Below are 25,594 nucleotides of genomic sequence, written 5' to 3'. Positions count from 1 at the left end.
ATTCGGGAGGAGCACTCAGCGCATGGATTCTGCTGGCGCAATGGGGCCGATGCGTACCAACAGCTCACTGTCATGCGCACCGTTGAAGTGGCGATCGCGGTCAAACATCACTGAATCGCACAAACTCGCCTGCAGCTTGGCTGCGAGACTACGAAATAACGCCCAAGAGGCGGCATTGTCTGGCGTAATGGTGGTTTCCAGGTGAGTGACCGAAGCACAGGCGGTGCGCGACAGGATTTCTCGGAGCATGCGGCCAGCTAGGCCCTCTCCGCGACCGCTCTCTGCTACCGCCACCTGCCAAATAAACAAGGTGTCAGAACGGTCGGGAAGGATGTAACCGGAGATGAACCCAACCAGCTCACCATCGCGCTCCGCGGCAACACTGGTCTGGGAAAAGTGGGTAGCCTGCAACAAATTGCAGTATAGGGAGTTGGTATCCAGCGGCGGACAATTCGCGACCAACGAGTGTACGCGGGCCCCATCTTGACTCTGCGGGAGGCGCAACTGAACCGAAGTGGCCTTGTTTTGCACAGCAACGCCCTCTTGCGGTGCGCTGTCACCACCCAGCTCCACGTCGCATCCATCTACTGTACTCAAACCAATACCGCCCTATAAATATTTAGTCATCAAACTGTTAGAGCAGTATGTACATGACATCAAAAAAAACGGAATCCAGCCAAAATGGTGGGATTCCGTTTGAAATCCATTCAATTTCGTAAAAAAATATTTACGACTCTAAACATTTATATCCATAGTACTCTAAATATTATTGCGTAGACAAGGTGAAATCTTGAACAGAATCGAGGGAGTAGGGCGTATGAGCGGCCTTGTGACGCACCCAAATAGCGCGCACCAACCCGGCCCTAACCGGTGGAATACACATTCTACGGGCAGCCCAAACACCAATAGATTTACTGACCGATTGACAAACCGACAGCAGAACCCAAAATCGGCCACGTGTAGAAACCCATCACTAATCCGAGAATGTGCTGCCGATGGATAAAATCGAAGAAGTATTGACCACTCTGCGCCGCCTGATTCGCGCCACCGACCTACACTCCAAGCAACTGGTGAAAACTGCCGGACTCACTGCGCCGCAACTGTTGCTGCTACAGGCAATTCGAGAACAGGGACAGGTCACCATCGGCGCGCTGGCCAAAGAAATCAGCCTAAGTCAGGCTACGGTTACTACGGTACTCGACCGCCTGGAAAAGCGCGGCCTGGTGTACCGGGAGCGTTCACAGGAAGACAAGCGCAAAGTGCACGCCTACCTCACCGACAAAGGCGCAGATATTATTCGCGATGCACCAACCCCACTGCAGGAACACTTCGTCAAACAGTTCCGCGACCTGCGCGAATGGGAACAATCCATGATCATCTCCTCTCTGCAACGAGTGGCACTAATGATGGACGCTGAGCATATCGATGCTTCCCCGGTGTTGGATGTAGGAGAACTCGACCGCAAGGATAGCCGCAAACTACCCGCGCAAGACGCAACAAAACCACCCGGCAATTCTGAGGAAAGCTAAAGGGCCCCGACACATCGCCGGGCGCTCCAGCACAAAATCAGTGCAATTATGCCGAACCAGCCACCTCACGAATTCCGCTAAAAACGCAAAAACTCGCCATCAAATTGTACGGCCGTGCAATTAGGGTGCTATTTCCCCTAATTTGCCCCCAAGGTCGTTGCATTCAAAGCGAAGTCGGGTATAAAGGACGGGCAACACTAGAGTGGCTGCAGGTCTGTTGACTAGGAAGAAGTCAGCAACAGACTTGTGATCACTAATACAAGACAGCGGTGAACAGCTGTCGCGGCGAAAACAAACGAATCCGCAATACTTTCGTATATCGATAGACGACAACGCTTCGGACAGGTGCACCCTTTCCGTAGATCGTTCTGATTGTCTATATCCGCGACCGCACCCCGGGGCTAAAAACAGAGTGGTAAACCCATTCGCCCAACCGTGCACAAGGCCGTGCCCGGCACAACAAATTCCGGCCACCCTGTCTTGCAATTTCTGTTCAGATTTTCGGCAACTGCAGCCGTTTTGACAGCTGCACCGCGCCGTTTTTTTGTGCAGCTCTTAGGGGAAAGGACAAATCATGGCTTGCTTGCAGCACCCGGACCGGGATCAACCCGTCTACCTGTTGGCCCATCACACCGTTGGCCGCCGCCAGGGAGTCGCGGACACGCGTATCACCTTGCCGGAAATTTCCGGTATTCACGCTGCCATCCAATGGACTGGCAGCCACTGGATTATTCGCGACGTCAGCCGCAACGGTACCTGGGTCAATGGCCAGCAACTTATCCCCGCCAAAAACCAGCAATTACAGCTGGGTGACAAGATTACCTTTGGCCGCGCCACCAACCCCGAGTGGAAGGTAGAAAACCTCGACCCGCCGGAAAACCTGCTGATCGACCTGGAAACCGGCGAAGCCACCACCCTCGAGTCCTACCACCTGCTGCCGGACGAACACGACCCCATCGCCAGCCTGCACTTCAACCCCACCAATGGGGTGTGGATTTACGAGTTCCTCGACTGCGAAGAAAACAGCGATAACGCCAAAGTGGTGAGCCACGGTGCGCGTGTCGATTGTGCGCGCAACAGCTGGCAACTGTTCCTTGGCAACAGTCAGGGCACCACCACCGAGCTCTCCCTTAAAAACCTGTGCATCGCCGACTTCCGCCTGCGCTACACCGTGAGCCATCATGAGGAACACGTGCAGCTGCAACTGGTGAAGGACGACATGAAGCAGGACTTGCCTGCGCGTTCGCATAACTACCTGCTGCTTTACCTGGCCCGTGCGCGCATCAGCGACATCAAGCGCGGCGTCGACCCCGCCGACCAGGGTTGGGTCGCGGTGGACCTCGCCACCCGCGAGCTGGGCATCACCATCAACCACCTGAATACGCAGATTTTCCGCGCGCGTAAACAAATCGCGGACAGCCTGCCGGATGCCATTGATACCTCACAGCTGGTAGAGCGCCGCGCCTATGAAATGCGCCTCGGCTGCACCCAGCTGGATATTTTCAAAGGCTCCCAGAGGGAAGAACTGGAAGCCTCTACCGGTGAATACCCTCTTGTAAAAGAACCTGCACAGGAGAGCGACCTGACGCCGGCCTGATCGCCGGCCCAGCCTCGAGCAGAGGGCGCCTTGCAGGGAGCAAGTTGGAATCCACGGACGGCGGTTTTTCCCGTAGATTTGTTTACCGCAGTCATCACATGCAATCTGAGCAGTTACCGTTTTATATCGGCCGTTACCACGCCACCGCCAGACTCGGGTCCGGCGGCATGGGTGTGGTTTACCTGGCTACCGACGAACGCCTCAACCGCCAGGTGGCGATCAAAAAACTGCTCCGCAATCCCAACAGCAGCAACGCCGACGAACGCATCCGCCGCGAGGCGCTACTGCTCGCGCAGCTCAACCACAGCAATATTGTCCAGCTCTACGATGTGGTAGACACAGACAATGGCATCGCGCTGGTGATGGAATACGTCGATGGCTGCAGCCTCGACCGCTGGCAAAGAGAGCGCTCGCCGGACCTGATCCAGAAACTGCAACTGATCAAGCAAATCTGCAGCGGCCTTACCCGCGCGCATAGCGCCGGCATTATTCACCGGGACCTAAAAGCCGAAAACATCCTGGTGGACAACAGTGGCACCATCAAGATTACCGACTTCGGTATTGCCAAAAACTGGCAGGAAGACAGCGGCCTCACCCGCGAACAGCATGTGGCCGGGAGCTGGGGCGCCATGTCGCCGGAACAGGCCCAGGGTAAACCCCTCGACAACCGCAGCGACCTCTTCTCCCTCGGGGTACTCGCCTACCGCCTGCTGTGTGGGCAGAGCCCGTTTGGCGATAACAGCAGCCCCTATGTGGTTGCCGACCGTATCGTAAAACAGCCGCACGTGCCGCCCGCGCGCCTGGCCCCCGAACTGCCGCCGCAGCTGTGTCAACTGCTGGACCTGTTGCTGGCGAAGAAGCCCGAGCAGCGCCCGATCAACGCGGCTGCGGTGGCCACCGAACTGGAAGCCCTGCTCTCGCAACTGCGCGGCAGCAATACCAGCTTTACCCGCACCCACAGCCTGACCGCCACCATCTCCGCGGATACTTTTTACCAACACCCAATGGAGAAACCCTCGCTCTGGCGCCGCCTGCAAATTGCAACAGGCATCGTCGTGGGTGGCGCGCTGGGTGCTGCCGCCCTGTTTGCCGGGTCATCGATGAACTGGCTACCCGCAGCAGAAAAGCGCGTACAGAACCAATACATTGCCGTGCTCGAGGTTGAAGACAACCACGAAGACGAGAGCATCTCGCGCGAGCAGCGCCTGCTGCTCAACAATGTGCACAACGCGCTCAAACAGGGGCTGTCTAACCGCGAGGGGCTCAGCCTGATTTCCTTTGCGGAATCCCACAAATTGCACGGCCAGCCCATTGCGGCGCAGGCCAAGAGCCTCAATGCCGACCTGCTGCTGGTCCCCACGCTGGACTGTATCCGTCACAGCTGCGAACTCTCCATTGAGCTGCTCGACAGTAAATCGCTGGCAGTGATCGGCAACCGCAGCACCCGCCTGGCACTGGACGAAGGATTGGAAAGCCGCGCGCGGACACTGCACCAGCTCAATAACCTACTGCCCGACTTCCCTTCCAGTGGTGCCGACCAGGCACTGCATATCAGCGCCGAGGATTACCAGCGCTACCTGGAGATCTACGAGCGTCGTGCGGACGAGCTGCGCCAGCCCGAGCTACTGGACGAAATGGATGCACTGCAGCAGACAGCAAACAACTTTGCGCCACTGTATGAGCTCTACGCGCATATTGTGATTGACCGCGACCTCAACAGCCGCGCCGCCGAAGCCGTCGAGCGCCTACAAAGCTTTTTACAGCGCGCGCCGGCCTCACTGGAAAATACGCCCCAGCTGCTGATCAGCAAACTGCGCCTCGCCATTCACGCTAACGACCCGGGCCGTGCGGAAGCGCTGCTCGCGCGCCTGGAACTGATCCTGCCGGACAAGGCCAGCTACTACCAGCTGAGCGCCATGTATCAGGACCAGCGCGGCCACTATGACCAGGCCCTGCAGGAAATCAACAAGGCCCTGCAGCTGCGCACCAGCTACGGCTACCTGATCCAGAAAGCCCTGGCAGAGACTCGCGGCGGCGATATGACCTCCGCCAACCAGACCCTGCGCGAAGCCATCGCACTGAACAGCGATCACATCGCGGCGGTATCGCTACTCGCCAGCAACCAGCTCGACCTGGGAGAAACCGGGGAAACCGTGCGCCTGCTGACCGAGGCCGGCGTGGACAGCATCGGGCCACTGGATCTGTACAACCTGTGCCTGGCCTACTACATCGAGAAACAGTACGGCGAGGCGCGCGGCTGTTTCGACCGCGTAAACCAGCTCTCCCCCAAAGATGCCGAAGCCTATCTGTATCAGGCGGAAATTGCCTACGAACTCAAGGAACACAAAGCCGCACTGAACTTTGCCCGCCGCGCACTGCGCGTCTCCCGCGACCGCGACGACTGGGAAGGGCTGCTGATGCAGGCCCGCGCCTATGCCGAGCTCGGCCAGCCAGAGAAGGCGGTAGAGAACCTGATCAAGATCCGCCGCGACGCGCCGGACGATCTGTATACCAATTACCTGCGCGCACAGGTGTATATCACCACCGGAGACCTGCTCTCCGCGAAGGCGCATATGCGCAAAACCCTGGAGCATGGGATATCCCCCATCTGGTATTACACGCCGCGGTTTGCCAAAATCTGCACTATCCCCAGCTTCGACGACCTGCGACAGCAATATCCGGGTCTCTGTGGCGGCAAGGGAAAGAAGAAAAAAGAGGGCAATTCCCAGCTTGCCCTCAATGGGACCCAGGAGTAACGGGTTCGGGCTCAACCACTACAAGAAAGCACGCAGATGGATATTGCAGACCCCGACGTTGTACAAAAAAGCAACGCAACCGATGCTCGCGAGGAGACGCCACAGTTAGGCAGCGACCGCTACCGTGTACTCAGCACGCTAGGTGCGGGCGGCATGGGAGTTGTCTACCTCGCTGAAGACCTGAAGCTGCACCGCAAAGTGGCGGTTAAGAAGCTCCGCGACGATATCGCCAGCCAAAACGCCCGCGAACGCATCCAGCAGGAAGCCCGCCTGCTCGCCCAACTCAATCACCCGAATATTGTCGCCCTGCACGATGTGCTGGAAGAAACCGCCGGCAGTGACACCAGCGTCGCCCTGGTAATGGAATATATCGAGGGCACCACACTGCGCGCGTGGATGCGCGAGCGCAGCCCCAGCCTGCAGCAGAAGCTCAGCCTACTGATGCAGATCTGCCTGGGCCTGCAGCAGGCCCACGACCTCGGCATCATTCACCGCGACCTCAAGGCCGACAACATCCTGATTGCGGAAAACGCCAAGGGCGAGCCGGTGGCCAAAATCACCGATTTCGGCATCGCCAAATCCCAGCAGCTGGACGAGAAGACCCTCACCGCGGAAAACCAGCTGGCCGGCACCATCACCGCCATGTCGCCGGAGCAGATCCTCGGTAAAACACTCACCGCACGCAGCGACCTGTTTAGCCTCGGTGCGATAGCATTTGAGTTACTGTGCGGCAGCCGTCCGTTTGAAAAGCACGAAGCCGGCGCGCTGGCCATGGCCAACCGCATTACCAGCGAACCGCATATCCCGCCGCAGCAGGCATGGCGAAATATTCCCGATCCGCTTGCGGTACTGCTGGACAAGCTCCTCGCCAAAGAACCCGCGCAGCGCCCGGAAAGCGCGCAGATTGTGTATCAGGGCTTTGCCCTGCTGCACAAACAGGGGATGGAAGCGGAAGCAGAAGATTTCACCGCAACTCTGACCGATTTGTTTACTCAACAGAAAGTCAAAAGCCGTCGGCGCTGGCAGCGGATTACTACCGGTGTTGCCGCCACACTGGTACTGGGTACTGGAAGCTACTGGGGCTGGAAGGAAATTACCCGACTGGAGCCACAATATATTGCGGTAATGCCGGTGGAAATTAACGGGGAAATTCGCGGGGAGGAGAATGCCAAGGCGCTGACCAAAACTATGGTGCGGCAGGCATTGATGAATTCGATTTCGCACTTAAAGGGAAGTGCACTACTACGATTCAAACCCGACAACTCCTCAGAGAGGAAAAATAATTTCAACGAGCTTGTAAACTTGGGGGCAACACATGCCATTAGCGCACAATTACTCTGCGAGGCAAGTAATTGCCAGGTGAATATTGAATTAATCGACCCCAACTCCGTGACTCTCACTAACCAGATAAGCTTTAGCTCTCCACTATCTCTTATTCAGGAATCAGAATTCAAAATCAGCAGTGTCACAGCAAGCCTATTTGACGAAAAATATCGAAATAAGAAATATGCTTCGCTACAAATGAATCCCGAGAATTACAACACTTATCTCGCTATAGCATCTAAAGCAAACCAAGATTCAACAACCAAATTTGACCTCGAGCTTCTGGAGAAACTACTAGAAACGCACTCACAAAACACTTCACTCTACAAACTACACACTCAGATCAGCTTCGACCTTTTCACCAGAACAGGAAAAAAAGAATTTTTAATAGAAGGACTACAGCAATTACGCAAAGCCAAACAAAGAAAAGTCCCTCAAGAAATTATTTTAGAACTCGAATTTAGATTGCGAAGCCAGTTAGACCAATCAGCCGACATTGATGGCTTGGCCCAGAAAATGAAAGAACTTAACTTCCCAAGCTCTTCTCTTTTAACGCAATATGCGAAATTCCTTCAATCTCAAGGCAACTACGAAGACAGCCAAAAATATCTCGACGAAGCAATAAAAATCCATCCATCATCAGAATCCTACTACATATCTGCAATAAATCTCTATCTAACTGGCGACTATGAGAAGGCAATAAGAAAACTTTATCTGGCTATTGAAAAAAACCAAAAGAGTATAAAACCACTATCCTTGCTTTCCGGAATTCTTATAGAGAAAGGGGAATATATAGAATCGGAAAAAATAATAAAATCAATCCCAAAAACCGACTTGGATTGGTACTTGCAGACAAACTTGGGGACAGCCTTTCTTTTACAGAAAAGATATGAAGAAGCTCTCCAAGAATACCGAAACGCACTCTCAAAATCTCCAAACAACATCACCATAATTGGAAACATTGCCGAGACGTTGCTTTTATTAAACAAAAAATCAGAAGCAAAAAATTACTTCGAACAGCTGAAAAAACTAACTGCGAATAAGAACTCACCAGAAAATCGCAGCTATTACGCTCAAGCAATTGCATACCTGGGAAGCCCTGGGGAGGCGATCGAAATAATTCATCAGCTAAATTCAAATTACCCAGAAAACTCCGATGTTAAATATATATCATCGCAAGTTTACATCTTAGGGGGCGAATACAACTCCGCAGGATATCAAATAAAACAACTGCTAAATCAAGGCATGAGTAAAGACTGGTTTCTACTCCCGGTATATAAGGATTTTTGCGAAAAAGCAGCTGCGCCAGGTGCTGCAGGCACAGCTATTTGCTCACAAATCAATCTGGAATTATGATGATCCTAGGATCACCAGAAACAAAGTGCATCCCTTCCCCTACGGTTTCACAGAGCCATAAAAATGAAAAATTATCCGGGATATGCTCTTTATCTTTAACAACAATACTCAACTCCGTATAACGCCCATTTATTCGCTGCGCGGTGGTCTTGAATTGGTGTTTAAAATCTGGACTCAGAGCCAAGATACCGTCCAACTTACGACTTGTACTCAATGCAAATTCGATATCCCTCCCCGGAACCGAGGATAAATCCAACGTTAACTTGATTTTTACCTTCCCTCCGCGACCACCGAAGTGGAAATCCATGTTGCCAAACAACTCTTCCGGGTTATCTGCCTCATAAAAAGGCCAATACTGCGGCACGCCATCCACAGGCTCTACCGGACGAAGAACCATACTGATATCGATATCATCTGCCGGCACCTGAATATCCAATGACGGCAGCGAGTCGCAGTAATTATCCACTTCAGCTTTATTCATGTTGTCATCCCTATAGTTGTATACAGTGAGTACGACTCACCTTCCCTGCAAACCGCCAGGGTGATCAATGGTCTTGAAACGTTTTGAAAAACATACACAGACTCAGAACGAGAACTGCGTCACACAGCTTAATGCAACCGATACAGGGAATGCCATCAAAATTTGGCGAAAAAAAACCGGCAGTAAGCACGCTTACTGCCGGTAGTAAAAAGATGGTCCCAGCCATCTACGGTTACAACAACACTATCAAGAGCGAAATGAGGCATCCGTGCCTCTGTCAGGCCCTTCCACAATCCCGGCTTCCTAGGCTCTGTGGTTGCCGGGCCGGCCTGACGGTTCAGCTTGCGCTGAAGTCTTCCTGAATTGCTGACCGCACCCAATTGGGCTCTGTGGTGACGGTCAACTACCAATCCATTGGCAAAATGGTTGAAAGGCGCTGTACTGCTTGCCGATGACGGGTGCTCATCCTGAGCGCCCGATAATCCTTATCCGTAGATCCGTTTTCCGTAACGGACACCGGAAACAGGGTGTCTGCAATCCACCTTGCCGCGGCTCCTGTGAGGGCCGGGCATCGCGTCCCCTTCAACCTTGGAGTGAAATTTACGGATTTCTCTATTACAGGTCGATCACACGCCATTACACGAAATTACACGACAGTTGCGTCGCGCCATTTTGGCGTGCATTTAAACTGCAAATTAAGCAATTATGCGGCCTGTAGAACTCTGTGCCTCTTGTTGAAACTACGTAAACGACTGGGGCACATGGAAGCACCGCGTAATGTGAAACCATTCACTACACTGTGAAATCGGTGCCCGCGCTTCGCGGGTACTCTGTGTGGCGCCTGTTGCTTGCTTGTTGGGCACCGGGCCTTCCCGTAAACTCGGCGGTCATTTCGCCCACAAATTAAACAGCGCTGATTTATCCACAATGCCGAGAATGTTTACGCGCCTGAATCTTCTGAGCTATTTGGCTGTCTTCTCGCTGCTTCTATATGGCAGCTTCAGCCAGGCACAAAGTTACGAACAGCTATACAGCGATTACCGCGGCAGCCTGTACCAGATCCGCCTGATCGAGCTCTCCTCCAATTCCAAATCCGGCCTCGGCTCCGGCTTCCAGATTTCCAGTGATGGGTTGATTGCCACCAACTACCACGTGGTATCCGCCGCGGTGCACGATGAAGACAAGTACGCGCTCAAATACTTATCAGTGGATGGCAAGGAAGGTGACCTGGAATTGCTGGATGTGGATGTCATCAATGATCTGGCCATCCTGCGGCAAAAAGGCGAACCGGGGCCGGATTACCTGCGGCTGGCACAGCAGCCGCCAAGCCGCGGTGAAACCATCGTCTCCATGGGCAACCCACTGGACCTGGGCATGACCATTGTGCCCGGTACCTATAACGGGATTGCCAGCGGCAGTTTTTACGACCGCATTCATTTCTCCGGCTCCATCAACCCCGGTATGAGCGGCGGCCCGGTGATTAATCGCAACGGCGAGGTGGTAGGTATCAATGTGGCCACCGCCGGTAACCAAATCAGTTTTCTGGTGCCGGTAGACAAGCTGATCAACCTGCTGGAAGACTTCAAAAACGACCTGAAGAACGGCAACGGCACCCCGGAGCTGCAACCGATCATCGACCGGCAGCTACATAAAAACCAGCAACGCATTATCGACGAGATACTCAGCGCCGACTGGAAGCTGCGCCCACTGGGCGACGCCATGGTAGTGGGCGAAATCGTGCCGTCGATCCAGTGCTGGGGGAACACCAGCGACGACGAAGACGAAATGATCAAGCAGGTAGCTAAGGGCTGCACCGGGCAGGATGTGGTGTACCTGTCGGAAGACTTCGACACCGGGCGGGTGGAATACGAATTCTTCTGGCTGGAATCCGCAGACGACTTCCTGTCATCGCGCTTTTACGCCGCCTATGAAGAAAACATGAGCGGCTTCTTCCCCGGTAACAGCGCCAGTGAAGAGGATGTCACCGACTTCAACTGCAAACAGCAGTTCACCACCCAGCCGCGCAATGGCGATGCCGCCAAAACCAATGGCGCGGATAAGGAAGGCGACAAAGAAGCGTCCGGTGACGAACAGAAACCACCCAAGGCCAATGGCAACCATGAGCCGGTGATTGCCCGCACCACCTACTGCGTGCGCCGCTACAAGAACTTCCCGGACCTGTTCGATGTGTTCTTTGTGAGCCTCACCGTGGACCATGAGAATCGCGCGCTGGTGAGCCACTTCACCCTGTCCGGATTCACCCAGGAATCGGCCACCGCCTTTACCCAGAAGTTTGTGAGCGAAATCCAATGGCACTGATTATCGAGACCATAGATCGTGCCCACCGGGTGTGTAACCGCTTCCGGATGGAGGGCGACCGCGCGACCCTCGGCCGCTGTTACAGCAACGAGGTGATGCTGGAAGACCCGCATGTGGACCCGGTGCACGCAGAAGTACTGAAGGACGACGACGGTTGTTACGTCCTGCACGACCTGAAGAGCCTCAACGGCATGCGCTTGATGCGCAACTTCCGTGACAAGTCGGTAAAGCCGATGGATGTGGATGCCTACCAGATCCAGTGCGGCGATGAGGTACAGCTGGGCAAGAGCCGGGTGCGTTTTATCGATTCGGCCATGAGCGTATCGCCGGCCATCCCGCTGCATTCGGCGGAAAACGTGTTCGACCGCCTGGCAACACCACTGGTCGCCACGCTGCTGTGCCTGCTGGTCGCCGGTATCAGCCTATGGCTCGCGTTCCTCGGCAGCACCAGTGAATTCCCCTGGACCCGCGTGGTGGAAGTGCTGACCGATGTGATCTTCGGCCTACTGATCTACGCCGCTGCTTGGGCATTTATCGGCAAGGTGGTGAAGCACGAATCGCACTTCCTCGCCCACTTTTCCATCGCCGCTACGGCGGCCCTGGTGTACGCCGCCTGGCAGTGGTTCGGCTCGCTGCTCAATTTCAACTATTCCATTCACCACGCGATACCGCTGCTCAACATCCTGGCGCTGGCAGTGATCCTGCCGGTGATGCTGTGGTGCGCGGCCTACCTGGCCCTGAATATTGCGCCGCACTGGCGCCTGGTGGCCTCCATTGTGCTGCCCTGGTGTTTCCTCGGCTTTCTGGCCGCGGTGGAGATTGGCCGCATGGACGAGTTCAGTGGCTCACCGGAAGTGTCCAAGGAACTGAAGTCGAAGACCCTGCTGTGGCGCAAGCCGGTGCCCATGGACGAGTTCCTCGCGGCTACTCCGGCCCTGTTCGATATCCCCATTAAAAAGGATAAGGACGATAAAAAGGCCGAGAAAAGCACCGAGTCAAAAACACCGGCGAGCGCCGAAGGCGAATGAGCAGACAGGTTATTGGCCTCGGCTAATTATCACCACACGGTCGAACTCTGTGCCGCGAACGCATAAAATCTCCCCCGCGCCGACGCCGTAGCGGCGCGAATCAGGAGTAGATGCCATGACCGAGTCCACCACCGAACAGAGCGTATTCTGGAGCCCGGCTGTTGCCCAGCTGAAGCCATACGTGCCCGGCGAACAGCCCAAGAGCACCGAGCGCCTGATCAAGCTCAACACCAACGAGAGCCCCTACCCGCCCTCGCCCAAGGCACAGGCGGTACTACAGGAAGACGGCCTGGCCGCACATCTGCGCCTGTACCCGGACCCGGAATCTACCCAGCTGCGTGAAACCATCGCCGCGGAGTTCGACCTTACCCCCGAGCAGGTATTCGTCGGCAACGGTTCCGACGAGGTACTGGCACATGCCTTCTACAGCTTCTTCCAGCGCCCGGAACCACTGCTGTTCCCGGATATCACCTACAGCTTTTACCCGGTGTACTGCCAGTTCTACGGTATTGAATCCCGCACCCTGCCCCTGCGCGAGGACTTCTCCATCGGCGTCGAGGACTACGCGGTAGAGAATGCCGGCGGGGTGATTATCCCCAACCCCAACGCGCCCACCGGCCGCTACCTGCCGCTGGCAGAGATCGAAAAGCTGCTGCAGCTGCACCCGGAGCGTGTGGTCGTCATCGACGAGGCCTATATCGATTTCGGTGGCGAGAGCGCGGTAAGCCTGATCGACCGCTACCCCAACCTGCTGGTTATCCACACCCTGTCGAAATCCCACGCACTGGCCGGTTTGCGCCTGGGCTATGCCATGGGTCAGGCACACCTGATCGAGGGACTGAACCGGGCGAAGAATTCCTTCAATTCCTACCCCATCGACGGGATTGCACAGAAGGTGGCCACCGCAGCGATCGCCGACCGCGCGTGGCTGGCCGACAACTGCGCCAAGGTAATCGCCACTCGCGAGTGGACCTGTGAACAACTGACGAAGCTGGGCTTCGACATAGTCCCATCCACAGCGAACTTTATCTTCGCCAAACCGACGAAGACTTCTGCCGAGGCACTGTTTCTCGCCCTGCGCGAGCGCAACATCATCGTGCGCTATTTCAACAAGCCGCGGATTAGTGAGTACTTGCGCATCAGCATCGGCACCGATGAGGAGATGCAGGCACTGGTGAGCGCTTGCCAGGAAATTCTGCAGTAAGCGCCCACGTCGCCACTTTCCACAATAGCGGATACGTCCACAGAAGCGGCTCGGGGAACCTCTATAATTCCCCGAGCACTAATGCCTAAACAGGCCCCACTTTAAGCCTCAACCGGACGCATCCGCCGTTGTTATGCCGCTGACCAAATCACTCTTCGCCCGACTTCTTATCGCCACCCTGCCCCTGAGTCTGCTGCTCGCAGCAACGGATGCAGCCGCGCAAAACCCCTGGGAGGATGTGAAAACCCCTTCCAAGCAGTCGCCGGAAAGTATCGGCGCCTACACCAATGGCTGCCTGAGTGGCGCCGAACAAATGCCCCTACGCGGCGACGGTTTTCAACTGGTCCGCACCGGGCGCGACCGCCACTACGGCAATCCGTACCTGGTGAAATTCCTCAAGGACTTTTCCAGTAGTGTGGAAAAGAACAATCTGGGGCGCCTGCAGATTGGGGATATGTCCATGGCCCGCGGCGGGCCCTTCAGTAGCGGCCATACCAGCCACCAGATGGGGTTGGATGCCGACATCTGGTTTTCCCAGGACCGCCGCGCTGCCGAGCGCCCGCTGTCTCCCTGGGAGCGCGACAATATCGCCGCCATCCCCATGGCCGATGCCAAAAAACATGTTTTGCTGGAAAAAAACTGGGATGAGCGCATCCCGGGTATCGTGCGCCTCGCCTCGGAAGACCCCCGTGTCGCGCGCATCTTCGTGCACCCCACCATCAAGCGGAAAATGTGCGATATTGCAGGGAGCGATAACGAATGGCTGCGCAAGGTGCGCCCCTGGTGGGGGCACAACTATCACTTTCACGTGCGCCTGAATTGCCCGCCCGGGGACAACAGCTGTAAACCGCAGGCGAAGGTTAAGGGCGACCCTTGTGGCGGTGGTCTGGACTGGTGGTTTAGTGATGAGTTTTACGCCATCCTTAACCGTCCGCCTTCCAAAGAGCCGGAAAAGCCGGCCGAGAAGCCGCCAATGCCCGCCCAGTGTGCCCAGGTATTGAGTGCGCCCGCTGGCGAAAGTAAGCGCTAACGTACGACAACAAACAAATGAGAGACCGATGACAAACGAGTCTGCCAATCCCATCAACGTCCTGCTGATCTGCGGCGGCGGCAGCAGCGAACACGATGTATCCCTGCGCACCGCGGATTTTATTCAACAGGAGCTGGGCAAGTCAGCAGAATTTCAACTGACACGGGTGACCATGGATGCGGATGGCCGCTTTATCGATGCGGACGGCCAGCTGCGCGAATTGCGCTCGGACAAACTGCTGTACAACGCCGGTGGCAGTGCGCAGCCTGTGGACTATGTAATCCCGGCCATCCACGGCTACCCCGGTGAAACCGGCGACCTACAGTCACAACTGGAAATTCTCGGCCTGCCCTATTACGGCTGCGGCCCCGAGGCCAGCAAGAATTGTTTCAACAAGGTCACCACCAAACTGTGGCTGACCGCACTGGGCATCGACAATACCCCCTACAAGTTCCTGTGTGCGGAAACCGCAGAGGAGTTTGCCAAGGCCCAGGATGCGCTGAGCCAGTGGGGCTCGGTCTTTGTGAAAGCCTCCAATCAGGGCTCATCGGTGGGCTGCTATCAGGTGAGCACTCCGGAAGCTCTCAATGAAGCATTGAAGGATGCATTCAAACTCTCTCCCTACGTACTGGTAGAAAAGTGCCTGAATGTGCGCGAGCTGGAAGTTGCGGCCTACGAATACCATGGCGAACTGGTGGTAACCCCACCGGGCGAAGTGCGCGCGCCGTCGGACACCTTCTACAGCTACGATGAAAAATATGCAGAAGACAGCCGCGCAGAAACCTTTGTGGAAGCTGAGGGGTTGTCCGAGGGCCAACTGGACTGGATTCGCGAAGCATCGAGACGCGCGTTTGTCGGCCTGCAGCTAAAAGACCTTTCCCGCATCGACTTCTTCCTCACCGATGAAGGCGAGATCTACCTGAACGAAGTGAATACCTTCCCCGGTATGACCTCGATCTCCATGTTTCCGAAGATGCTGAAGAATCAGGGGCATGATTTTTCGGAATATCTTGGCACATTAATTCACAACGCTGTGAAATTGACTTGATATTAAACTGCACTCCGTATTTGTACGAGAGTGCAAACTATCAGAACAAAAATTAAAAAGGTCAGTTCGGCCGACAATATTTAGAAATCTCCGGTTGGTTCTCGAATCCAATTTTCATACACTCGCATCGAGCGTTAATCATTTGGAAGGAACCAAAGTTGACACAGATCGTTAAAGGTAAGCGTGTATCGACAGAAGTCTGGGAACTGAGCCCCCTGGATCTCAGCATTGATCTATACGAAAAACGCTGCAAAGATTATTTTTACAGGATCAAAAAACAGCCTGGAGAAACTCCGGAGCAGCGTCAAAGCCGCCTAGATGAACTTAAAAAAACGAAGAAACTACTCGATCTGGAAGCGAGCCGAATCCAGGCGATGATCTCGGTAGAGGAGCAAATCAAACTCCGCGAATATCAAGATGAATTTCGGAATAAATCAGAAGCCGAACGGGTGAACCTCTGTCGTAAAGAGGAGCATCATCCAACAACCACACTGGAAAACAATCTGCGAAGAGCGGGCAGGCCCCAGCCCAGCCGACGCTGTTCTGCACATCATATTGTTGAAGGCGTTGGCAAGCTCAAAACATCGGATACCAAGCGCGCTCGCATGCGCATCTTTACCCATAACATCCGAATCAACGATCCTGATAACGGCATATGGATGCCAATGACAGATAAGGATATGGGACATTGGGGAATGCGAAAATGCGTACCACACGCCCGCATTCATACTGAAAATTATGAAAGGTGGGTGTGGAAGTCCATACAGCCACTGCACGATGAGCAATCGATTCGCTTTCGACTGGGCCTTATTAGAACGGCTCTGCATGAAGGGCGCCAACCACTTAACTGCACTACCGATGCGTGCAATAAAAAATTTGGCCTGAAACCATGATCTATAGAATCACCGACAATACCAACGATTTTCAGGATCTGGACATTGACCCGTTCGATTTCGTGGAGGCGATGGCACACAAGAATGGGCTCACCTATTCAGAGTTCGAGCGATTCTCGTGGGACAATAAAGTATTTGGTCAGGACTGGATCGATATCGGTGGCGACTTTATGCCGGGCAGCAAGAATAAGCCAAGACCTGAACTCGCTATGTGGTCTGGCCCCTACCTTATGCTATCGCCCAAGGCCAATAAGGCCTTAGCACCTTTACTGGCTCCTTACGGCGAATTGTTGCCGTTCAGTGTCGAGGGTGACTCCTGGCACCTTTTCAACTGCCTGACGCTGGCGGACGTCGATGAGGCTAGAAGTGAGGCATTGACCGTTGATGGCCACTGGCAGGGTGTAAAATCTCTGGCGTTCCCCGAGGCAGAAATACGCAATAAGCGCATATTCAAAACCAAATTTAACCGGTGTACAGAGCTGTATTGCGACGCAACTCTAGTGGAGCTTATTCAAGCGCACCAACTGACAGGATTGGAGTTTTCTCCGTCATTGATCCCGGAGCTGCTATAGCAGCTTGGCAACAGGACTCCCTCCATAAGCAGATGCCCTTCCACACCAACAATACGAGCTTTGCCACTGAAGATAGCGGCAAAGTTCATACTGGCTCGTGAATGAAAACGCCTTAGCTGGTTCAGTCCTTGGACATTCCAGAAACCAATGCGTCGAGTACATGATGTCCGGCCTCGGGGCTATTGGAGAATGGCGCATATCGCAGGCGTGCGCTTGGCTCACCAGGCTTGCTCTCAAAAATAACCTTATCTTTCTTGATCGTCTTAAGCACCTTGAGGTCAGCAAGCTTCTCCGATGGCACAGCCGTTGGATCTTCGGACAGTACAACGAAGTCCGCCAATTTCCCCACTTCGATAGAGCCTTTGTCATCCTCTTCAAAGTGCTGCCACGCGGGCCAGATCGTCATGGCTTTTAACGCGGTATTCACATCGACCCGCTGCTCCGGGCCGAGAATATAGCCGGAGCGTGTGCGGCGATTCACCGTGGCATCGAGTACCCGCATACTGTCGGGAAAGGCCACTGGTGCATCGTGATGGGTACCGAACATCAGGCCGCGCTTGCGAATCCATCCGGTAGGAGAAATATTTTCTGCAGCTTTTGGCCCGACCGTATGCTCGCGATGCCAGTCACCCCAATAAAAGGTGTGCATGGGAAATACCGACTGGAAGACGCCCAGATCTTTAAAGCTGTCCACCTGGTCTTCGCGCTGAAACTGACCGTGAACCAGAACAGGACGATTACCCGGGTCACCATATTTCTCGCGCGCTTTTTTGAACGCGGCGATCAACATATCTGACGCACCTTCACCATTGGAATGCACGATAATCTGCAAGCCGTGTTCAAAACACCAATTGACCGCATCTTGCAGCTGCTCCTGAGTAATTGCGGAGTAGCCTTTGTAACCTTTGGGATATTTACCTACCGGGTCGTAGTAGGGGCGGTCTCGCAGCGCGGTAAATCCTTGTGGTGAGCCGTCGATTGTTAACTTGCAGCCACCTACTCGCACGTTATCGACGTAATCCCTGGACATACTTTGCTTGATAAAATCCCGCCCCTCCAGAACATCCGGGAAGGCCACCACATCAATCAGAATATCGCCATCCGCGGCGGCCTTTTTCAGCGCTTTGACTGCCGCCTCCGATGAACGGCCGTCCTGCCCCGTGGTATAGCCGAACTTGGCCCACAGATTGCTCCCAGCGCGGGCAAAGGTCACCAGGCCCTCATCCCCCAGCTGGCCCAGCAGCGGCACAAATACCGAGAAAAAAGCGTACTCTTCCAGTACGCCGTTCGGCTCACCGCTGTCATCGCGCTGGATAACGCCACCGGCGGGCGCTTTGGAATCCTTGTTGATCCCCGCCATTTCCAGCGCTTTGGAATTCGCAACCCCGAGGTGCCCCGACTGATGCACAATAAGCACGGGGATATCCTGTGAAACTTCATCGAGGTCTTCTCGCGTCGGGTGGCGCAGCTCCTTCAGCTGGGCGTTGTCATACCCGAAGCCGATGATCATCTTTGTTGCAGCGACGGCATCCGCGTTGTCTTTCGCCCATTGAGAGAGAGTGCTCTTTAACGAGGCAATATCCGTCACTTTGCCGTCTGGCGGCGAAAGCAGGTTCGCGGAAAGCGCCTGCAGGCCGCCAAATACAACATGACCGTGACTATCCACAAACCCGGGCACCATCGCCCTGCCGTTTAAATCAAATTCTTTGGTATTAGTGCCTTTATATTTCTCAAGATCCGCCAGGCGGCCTACCGCGATGATCCTTCCATCTTTTACCGCCACCGCGTCGGCTTTGGGCTGCTTATCATCCATTGTGAGGATTGGCCCGCCGGTATAAATGGTGTCGGCAGTCTTGGCCGGTGTATCGGCAGCTTCTACCGTGCACGCAATGAGTACAAACACCGCGAGCAACATACCCAGGTAAACTTTCATGACAGATTCACTTACTCAGTCGACGTGCTTGGTAGCAAGCTTAGAAGTTTGCAGGAGCTACTTTCACTAACCCACCTGTTGTAGGGCTTCCGATAGCCAGCCATCCTGCCGTTTGCGCGAAAACTGCCCGCGCAGGAACTCCATCTGGTCACCGCGAATTCGCGCGCTATTGGTAAGCGCCAGATACTCTGCGGCGTTGGGCACAAATGGCAGGGCAAGCAATTCCATATCGATATGCTCCAGCAGCCGGCTGCCCTTGTGTTGATTACAGCGGCGGCAGGCGGTGACCACATTCTCCCAAGTGTCGCGGCCACCTTTGGAAACCGGGTGAACGTGATCCCGGGTGAGATCCCGTATTGGAAACCAGCTGCCGCAGTACAGGCAGGTGTGCTGATCGCGGGCGAACAGCGCGCGATTATTCAGCGGCGGTCGATTGCGCGGTCGCGCCATACGATCACCACCGCAGGCAATAATCGCCGCCAGATCCAGCGTGGACCGCTCGCCCTGGCGGTTAATACCGCCGTGCACCGTCTGCACCACACCACCCAGGGTCCAGGTGACTAACTCCCGCACATACAGACAGGCGGCCTCTTCCCAGCTCAGCCATTCCAGGGGTTGCCCGGCGAGATTCAACCTCAGGATTTGTGCTTGCACGAGTTCACCTCCTGTTTATGCGAGCCTGAAAAGCAACAAAGCCCCGCGGGCAGACCGACGGGGCTTTGAAGTTGGATGAAGAATTTGACGATTCTTGAAGAGAGTGCGCGGAGTAAACTGGGCGAATCGGAAGAAAGGGGCGAAATTTGGAGGCGATGGAGGCTCGACCACCAGTGGTGACAAGGTGGTTGCACGACAAACGGGTAGAGCACTAGATTACTGAATGCATCATCCTCCACGGTCATAAAAATTTGACCGGCTTGACCTGATTAAAGCGGAGGTTTGTTACGATTTCCAGACAAAGAAAATAAACTACTGCAGAAATTGTGTGCGCGCGGACAGACAGGTTAACTGAACGGCAAACTTGTATAGACAGGAAAAGGGAAGTTCAAGATTATTGAGGCGCCAGGGCGGGAAGAAAACGATTTACGCTGGCCCTAAACGTAAAACACCGCTTGAGCAATCCGGCCCAAGCGGTGCGTCTCACAGGATGGTGCCCAAATCCTTTCGGGCTGGCAGCGCGATCTCCATTCCTTGGGGATCTATCCTTGCCGCCGTTGCAATCCGTTCTCCGTCCTTGCAAATACATTATGGTCTTTTAAGAAAGATGCGGTAGTGGGAAAGTGCTGAACTTGTTGTAAGAGATGTCTTACACGCACGTGACGTACGTCACATTTAACCTGAACAGGCTGCTTGGAAAGGCTTGGCGCGTATCGCAACTGGTACTCCTGTGCGACATTCAGCGGCTTACTATAGTTACTTTTGTTACGAGATCAAGGACGATGGGGGACATATGTCGAAAAAGGCGCTAGTTTTTTCTCTGCTCGCCGCAACTGGCGTAATTTCAATTCTAGCGCTGATCGTTGCCCTGGCATTCGGTCTGGTACCCGGTGTTAATGTGCCCTGGGGGCAAATGTTTGGTGTCAGCACCGACGAAAAAACCGTGCAGCACCAAATTAAAGTTGCCGGCGGTTTCCAAGTAACGCTATTCAACGACGATGTGCCCAATGCGCGCTTTATGGCGGTTACGCGCAATGGCGATCTACTGGTTTCGCAGCCGAAGCTTGGCCAAGTCAGCCTGCTGCTCGCGGACCGCAACGGCGACGGCGAGTCCGATGGCCAGCGCGTCCTCATCGACCAGCTAAAGCGCCCACACGGATTGACGCTATTTGAAGACTGGTTATACATCGCCGAGAGCGATGCTGTGGGGCGCGTGCCATTTGATCACTCCGATGGACGTATTGCCGGCAGCTACCAACGCGTGATCACCGGGCTCGGCGACACCGGCAATCACTGGACCAAGACCATAGGCATGGGCCCGGATGGCTGGATGTACCTATCGAGCGGTTCAACCTGCAATGTGTGTATAGAGGAAGACCCGCAACGCGCAACGATCATGCGTTTCCGCCCGGACGGCAGCAATTTCCATGTATACGCCACCGGCCTGCGCAACAGCGTCGGCTTCGACTGGTCGCCAAAAGACGGCGCAATGTATGCCACCGACAACGGGCGCGACTGGCTCGGCAACGACTTCCCCCCCTGCGAATTGAATCGGATACAGCAAGATGGCTTTTACGGCTGGCCTTTCGCCAACGGCGATCGTGTTCCCGACCCGGACTTTGGCGTAAATGGCGACGCCGCACTGCAGCAGATTATTCGCGACTCGATCCCCCCGGTATTCGAATTCCCCGCGCACAATGCCCCCCTTGGCATGCGCTTTTTAACCAGTCCCGAGCAGCCTCGTACGTACCGGGGGGCGGCATTGGTTGCGCTGCACGGATCGTGGAACCGCGATGTAAAAGACGGCTATAAGGTGGTGGCCCTGCACTGGAATGCCAGCGGTCGCATTCGCGCTGAGGACTTTCTGTGGGGCTTTCTTTCTGAAGACCGCGAAACGGTTTACGGTCGCCCAGTGGATATTGCCGAGGATGCACGCGGGACCATTTATGTCTCCGACGATTACGCGGGCGCGGTATATCGGGTAAAGGCGGGTGTGGCGGATCGAGGTGCTGCCAGCACGGTGACCAGTAAACGCCCACCGATCAGCGCCCCGAAAAAACCCCTCGCCATCGATGGCGATGCCGCCCGTCAGGGAGAGCAGATTTTTGTCCGCCGCGACTGTATGCGCTGTCACCAGCAGCTGCCCCTGAAAGGCCTGAGCCGCCGCTACACACTGAAACAACTGGCCGATTACTTCGACACGCCAACGCCACCGATGCCGAATTACGGATTCAGCAACGGCCAGAAACGCGCGCTTGCACATTATTTGATGGAGCGGGAAATTCAGGGAAGCGGGCAACTGGAGAAAATGTTGCCGTGAGTCTTGGCTGCTTACGGGATCACTGGCCCTTGGGCCGCTTCTGCAGCTTTCTCTGCAACGTGCGCCGGTGCATTCCCAGTGCCCGCGCCGTGGCCGAGATATTGCCATCATTCTCCGCCAGCACGCGCTGAATATGCTCCCATGCCAAACGGTTCACCGATGGTGGGGCGCTGGAGATCTCTGGTAATTCGGTAGCATCGCTGGAGTTGGCTTGTTCACCGGTGAGCGCAGCCACCAGCTGTTCGCCTCCGGCCGGTTTGCACAGGTAGTCGTCGGCGCCCAGCTTGATCGCGGCGACTGCGGTGGGAATACTCGAGTAACCGGTAAGGAGAATAATGCGCGCGCGAGGGTTCTCTGCGCGCAGCGGCGCAATCAATTCCAAACCACTGTCGTGATGAATTTTCAAATCCAGCAGCGCGCAATCAAACCGTTCCCGTGCAATAAGCCCTAACGCCTCATCAACGGACTCTGCCACGCGCGTGTCAAAGCCACGCCGGGACATGGCCCGCTCCAGCATATTGCGGGTACCGGTCTCATCGTCGACGATTAGCAGGCGCAACCGGGAGCTACTCACGACACCTCCGCCATGTCACTTTCAAGAGGCAGTTCAATGGTGGCCACAGTCCCCGGGCAATCGCGCCGGGCCGCAAGTGTCAGGCTGCCCCCAAGTTGGGCCAGCGTGGTTTTACTCAGAATCAAACCGATCCCGAAGCCGTCCGATTGCTGTTCATTTTCCGCTTCGGCATCAGCGCCAAAACCCTGACCGTTGTCCGCTACCTCAATACGTAAATGCTCCGGCCCCCACGCTACTTTGAGCGCGACTGGCTCGGATGAGCCGCTCGCCTGGGAAGCATCCAGTGCATTGTTCAATACGTTAATCAGCGTCTGTTCAAGAGTCAGTGGCAAGCGCGCGTGCATTGATTGCGGGCCACTCTGCTGCAGCTGGAAACGCGCTTCCGGGCGCAACAACTGCCAGCGCTCCAGGCTGCGGTCGATAAAACCCGCCACCGACTGGTATTCCTCGTTACCCGCCGGATCGCGCGCGCGGCTTTTGAGCTGCTCCAGCGCCTGCTTGCACAGGTTCACCTGTTGCTGCAGCAGCACAAGGTCCTCTTCGACAAACTCCGGCAGGTCCTGCTGCGCCTGCAACTCTTCTACTAATAAACCAATGGTCTGTAGCGGTGAGGCAAGCTCATGGGCGGTACCGGCGGCCAGGGTGCCGAGGGACAGCACCTGGTCCCGCCGCGCCTGCTCCTGTCGCAACCGGTGCAGGTGGCGGTCGCGACTGCGCAGGCCTTCGGCCATGCTGTTTACAAAGCCGGCGATCAGTACTGCGGAAAAGGTGAAGGTGGCCCACATACCGATGAGGTGGCGATAGAAGTCCCCGCTCTGGCTGGCGGCCATGTCGTGCCCCGCGCCATGCCCCATATGCGCACTGTGGCCGCCGTCAACACCGGGGAAGAACGCCATCAGTGCGGTGTAGGTGGCAATGCTGATCGCCGCCATCAGCCAGGCGAAAAATCGCGGTTGGGTTGCCGCGGCGATGGTGAGGGGAACCAGCAGATAAATCACGAACGGATTGGAGGCCCCACCGCTCAGGGCGAGCAGGGGTGGCAGCCACAGCCAGTCCATCAGCAAATGGCCGAAGAATTCCAGGCGCCCTACCGCAACACTGCCGCGGGCGCGCCAGCCGCTGATCAGGGTAGTCACCACCCCCAGCAGGACAAACACCAGCGCACCGGCACTCAGGGCATCCGCTAACCACAGGCTGACGCCGATATAGGCGCTCAGGGCGATGGCCCGCAGCGCGGTCAGGCGCCGCAGGTTGACGATGATGGTTTTATCCCCGCCCAGCGGCTGAGGTACTACGGAGGCTACAGGTGCGACAGATGACACGGTCAACGGGCTCGGTTAGGCATACACGCCTATTGTGTCGCCACCGCGCCGATAGAGCCAGCGGCAGCCGGCTGCAGCTGCGCTTTTGCCCCGCGCTTTTTGCGTTTTGCCAGCATCACCCCGCCGATGGCGCTGCTCACCAGCAATAGCAGCAAGGTAAATACAATCAGCAGATCGCGACCCTGACGCCCGGTGAGCGGGGTCAGGTGGCTCCATTTATGCAACAGCGAAAATGACAGGCGCTCGGCGCGGTCAATACCGCGGGACTGGTCCACCAGCACGCCGGTGGCCGGGTCCACAAACAGCGTGGTTTTGTCTGCATCTGCCACCGTGACCTGCCACACCGGCAGGCGTTTATTGCGGAAGTCATAACCGGGGCCGTAGCGAGTCACCAGCTGCATGTCGGCGATGTCCTGTGGCTCAATATTACCAATGCGCCCGGCCAGTAATTGCGCCTGCTCACGGTCGGCAAAGGTTTGCAGCGGCTCGCCGGTGCGCGCATTCACAAACAGCGCACCCGCCTCGCTGGGTCGACCGTCAAAACGCTGGTTGCGACTTCCCGGGGCGGACGAGTTCTGCGGGGCAAAGCCAACGCGATACAGGGGTTCGTCACCGGCGCCACTGATCAACGAAAGGCTGTTGATGGCACGGCCATCCAGCTGACTGACCCAGCTGAAGTCTGCATTCAGGTTGCGAAACTCCCCCACTTCACCAAGACGCAGGCCCTGCACCTGTTCAACCAGGGACTGCTGTAACAGGTGGTAGAAGCCACTGGCAGACCAGCCCAATAGCGGTAGCCAGAGGGCATAACCCAGCCAGCGATGGTAGCGGCGCTTGCCATCTTTGATTTTGCGGGACTTACCCTTGGGCGGACGCAACGCGAATACCAGGGCAATGCCGGTGGCCGCGAACGCAAACAAGGTCAGCATCAGCAGGCCAATCAGTACCAGCCGCCCGTACTCCAGTCCATCCAACCACGCAAAGGTATGCAGCTGGCGAAAAATGCCCTGCATAAACGATTTGCTGTTATTGGTGATCGAGGCAAGCGCTGCGGTTTCGGTGTGCACAAACAGGGTCAGGCCATCGTCACCGGCGTATTCAATCCGGTACACCGGCAGCAGGCGGTTTACCGAGGGATAGGCGTTGTCGAACTCGGTCTGTAGCTGCATGTCGGCGATCTGCTCGTCGCTACGGCCACTGTAGTAGCCGGCGAGCCAACGGGCCTGCGCCAGGTCACCCCCCACAATTTCACGACCGTCACTCAAGGCATAGTAGTTGCGCGGTGCCGTCTCGCTCTCGGTAACCTGCAGCAGCGGCCCATTCTGAGAGGGCACCACCTTCACCACCCGCGCGCCCTGCACGCGGGATTCATCGGCGAGCAATTGCGGCAAATTGCCCAGGTCTTCTGCCTGCAGGCTCACCGACGGCGGGAAAAATTTGGCGGCCTTGGGGCCAAACCAGGCCATCATCGGATGACTAATGCCCGAGAGCGCCCACACCAGAATGCCGGCGAGCGCGTACCAACCGAGTTTGTTGTGCCAGGCGAGCCACTGCTTTTTCAGATTCATAACAGTTCTTTTATGTCGGTTCTTTTAAATCAGTTTTTCTGAACAGCTTCTGTTAATTACGCTTCTATTAATTGCGCTTCTATGTTT

Annotated in this window: 19 protein-coding genes; 12 read left to right on the top strand and 7 right to left on the bottom strand. The window is 55.7% G+C overall.

Features of this window, described 5'->3' with window-relative positions:
• Positions 1-15: 15 nt before the first annotated feature.
• Positions 16-597: a diaminobutyrate acetyltransferase gene (ectA, locus tag Mag101_RS03205; RefSeq protein ID WP_335645067.1), complete on the bottom strand. Its 582-nt coding sequence runs from the start codon at positions 595-597 to the stop codon at positions 16-18.
• 398 nt (positions 598-995) lie between these two features.
• Here ectA and Mag101_RS03200 point away from each other — a divergent pair, with 398 nt between their 5' ends.
• From Mag101_RS03200 to Mag101_RS03185, 4 genes are all read left to right on the top strand, one after another.
• Positions 996-1,529: a MarR family winged helix-turn-helix transcriptional regulator gene (locus Mag101_RS03200; protein ID WP_077400711.1), complete on the top strand. Its 534-nt coding sequence runs from the start codon at positions 996-998 to the stop codon at positions 1,527-1,529.
• A 574-nt stretch (positions 1,530-2,103) separates the two neighbouring features.
• A complete protein-coding gene (locus Mag101_RS03195) occupies positions 2,104-3,126 on the top strand; it encodes an FHA domain-containing protein (RefSeq protein ID WP_077400708.1) in 1,023 nt (340 codons plus the stop codon).
• A gap of 98 nt (positions 3,127-3,224) precedes the next feature.
• On the top strand, positions 3,225-5,882 hold the full coding sequence (locus tag Mag101_RS03190; protein WP_077400705.1) for a serine/threonine-protein kinase: 2,658 nt from the start codon (positions 3,225-3,227) through the stop codon (positions 5,880-5,882).
• Between the two features lie 36 nt (positions 5,883-5,918).
• A complete protein-coding gene (locus Mag101_RS03185) occupies positions 5,919-8,561 on the top strand; it encodes a protein kinase domain-containing protein (RefSeq protein ID WP_077400702.1) in 2,643 nt (880 codons plus the stop codon).
• Here Mag101_RS03185 and Mag101_RS03180 read toward each other — a convergent pair.
• On the bottom strand, positions 8,545-9,042 hold the full coding sequence (locus Mag101_RS03180) for a hypothetical protein (RefSeq protein WP_077400699.1): 498 nt from the start codon (positions 9,040-9,042) through the stop codon (positions 8,545-8,547). The genes Mag101_RS03185 and Mag101_RS03180 overlap by 17 nt on opposite strands.
• Before the next feature lie 927 nt (positions 9,043-9,969).
• On the opposite strand from Mag101_RS03180, the gene Mag101_RS03175 reads away from it, so the two are divergent.
• The 7 genes from Mag101_RS03175 (at position 9,970) to Mag101_RS03145 (ending at position 17,136) form a co-directional block, all read left to right on the top strand.
• Positions 9,970-11,361, top strand: coding sequence for a S1C family serine protease (locus Mag101_RS03175; protein ID WP_232325118.1), 1,392 nt, complete (start codon positions 9,970-9,972; stop codon positions 11,359-11,361).
• On the top strand, positions 11,352-12,389 hold the full coding sequence (locus Mag101_RS03170; RefSeq protein WP_077400692.1) for an FHA domain-containing protein: 1,038 nt from the start codon (positions 11,352-11,354) through the stop codon (positions 12,387-12,389). The genes Mag101_RS03175 and Mag101_RS03170 overlap by 10 nt, the downstream gene beginning before the upstream one ends.
• 115 nt (positions 12,390-12,504) lie before the next feature.
• Entirely contained in the window at positions 12,505-13,593 is a 1,089-nt protein-coding gene (gene hisC / locus Mag101_RS03165) for a histidinol-phosphate transaminase (protein ID WP_077400689.1), read from the top strand.
• 133 nt (positions 13,594-13,726) lie between these two features.
• Positions 13,727-14,623 carry a penicillin-insensitive murein endopeptidase gene (gene mepA, locus Mag101_RS03160; RefSeq protein ID WP_077400686.1) on the top strand — a complete coding sequence of 299 codons (897 nt, stop codon included), beginning with the start codon at positions 13,727-13,729 and terminating at the stop codon, positions 14,621-14,623.
• 28 nt (positions 14,624-14,651) lie between these two features.
• Positions 14,652-15,671: a D-alanine--D-alanine ligase gene (locus Mag101_RS03155; RefSeq protein WP_077400683.1), complete on the top strand. Its 1,020-nt coding sequence runs from the start codon at positions 14,652-14,654 to the stop codon at positions 15,669-15,671.
• Positions 15,672-15,829: 158 nt separating this feature from the next.
• The gene (locus Mag101_RS03150) at positions 15,830-16,564 is read left to right on the top strand and encodes an AHH domain-containing protein (RefSeq protein ID WP_077400680.1); all 735 of its coding nucleotides are present in this window, start codon (positions 15,830-15,832) and stop codon (positions 16,562-16,564) included.
• Positions 16,561-17,136: an imm11 family protein gene (locus tag Mag101_RS03145; protein WP_077400677.1), complete on the top strand. Its 576-nt coding sequence runs from the start codon at positions 16,561-16,563 to the stop codon at positions 17,134-17,136. Before Mag101_RS03150 ends, Mag101_RS03145 begins: the two co-directional genes overlap by 4 nt.
• A 121-nt stretch (positions 17,137-17,257) precedes the next feature.
• Here Mag101_RS03145 and Mag101_RS03140 read toward each other — a convergent pair whose 3' ends face one another.
• Positions 17,258-19,069: an amidohydrolase gene (locus Mag101_RS03140; RefSeq protein ID WP_077400674.1), complete on the bottom strand. Its 1,812-nt coding sequence runs from the start codon at positions 19,067-19,069 to the stop codon at positions 17,258-17,260.
• Between the two features lie 66 nt (positions 19,070-19,135).
• Positions 19,136-19,723 (bottom strand): HNH endonuclease, encoded by a 588-nt coding sequence (locus Mag101_RS03135; protein WP_077400671.1) that lies wholly within the window; start codon positions 19,721-19,723, stop codon positions 19,136-19,138.
• A 793-nt stretch (positions 19,724-20,516) separates the two neighbouring features.
• Between Mag101_RS03135 and Mag101_RS03130 the strand changes: the two genes are divergently transcribed.
• The gene (locus tag Mag101_RS03130) at positions 20,517-22,043 is read left to right on the top strand and encodes a PQQ-dependent sugar dehydrogenase (protein WP_232325117.1); all 1,527 of its coding nucleotides are present in this window, start codon (positions 20,517-20,519) and stop codon (positions 22,041-22,043) included.
• Positions 22,044-22,062: 19 nt separating this feature from the next.
• On the opposite strand, the gene Mag101_RS03125 is transcribed toward Mag101_RS03130, so the two are convergent.
• The 3 genes from Mag101_RS03125 to Mag101_RS03115 are packed head-to-tail and all read right to left on the bottom strand — an operon-like array spanning position 22,063 to position 25,507.
• On the bottom strand, positions 22,063-22,560 hold the full coding sequence (locus Mag101_RS03125) for a response regulator transcription factor (RefSeq protein ID WP_335645074.1): 498 nt from the start codon (positions 22,558-22,560) through the stop codon (positions 22,063-22,065).
• A gap of 53 nt (positions 22,561-22,613) precedes the next feature.
• On the bottom strand, positions 22,614-23,939 hold the full coding sequence (locus Mag101_RS03120) for a sensor histidine kinase (protein ID WP_157520136.1): 1,326 nt from the start codon (positions 23,937-23,939) through the stop codon (positions 22,614-22,616).
• Positions 23,940-23,968: 29 nt separating this feature from the next.
• Positions 23,969-25,507, bottom strand: a complete 1,539-nt coding sequence (locus Mag101_RS03115; RefSeq protein WP_077400662.1) for a PepSY domain-containing protein — start codon at positions 25,505-25,507, stop codon at positions 23,969-23,971.
• Between the last annotated feature and the right edge of the window lie 87 nt (positions 25,508-25,594).

This window comes from Microbulbifer agarilyticus, from assembly GCF_001999945.1.
Classification (GTDB): Bacteria; Pseudomonadota; Gammaproteobacteria; order Pseudomonadales; family Cellvibrionaceae; genus Microbulbifer; species Microbulbifer agarilyticus_A.
Note: the sequence above shows the minus strand (reverse complement) of the source record. Positions and strands in the feature narration are given on the sequence as shown.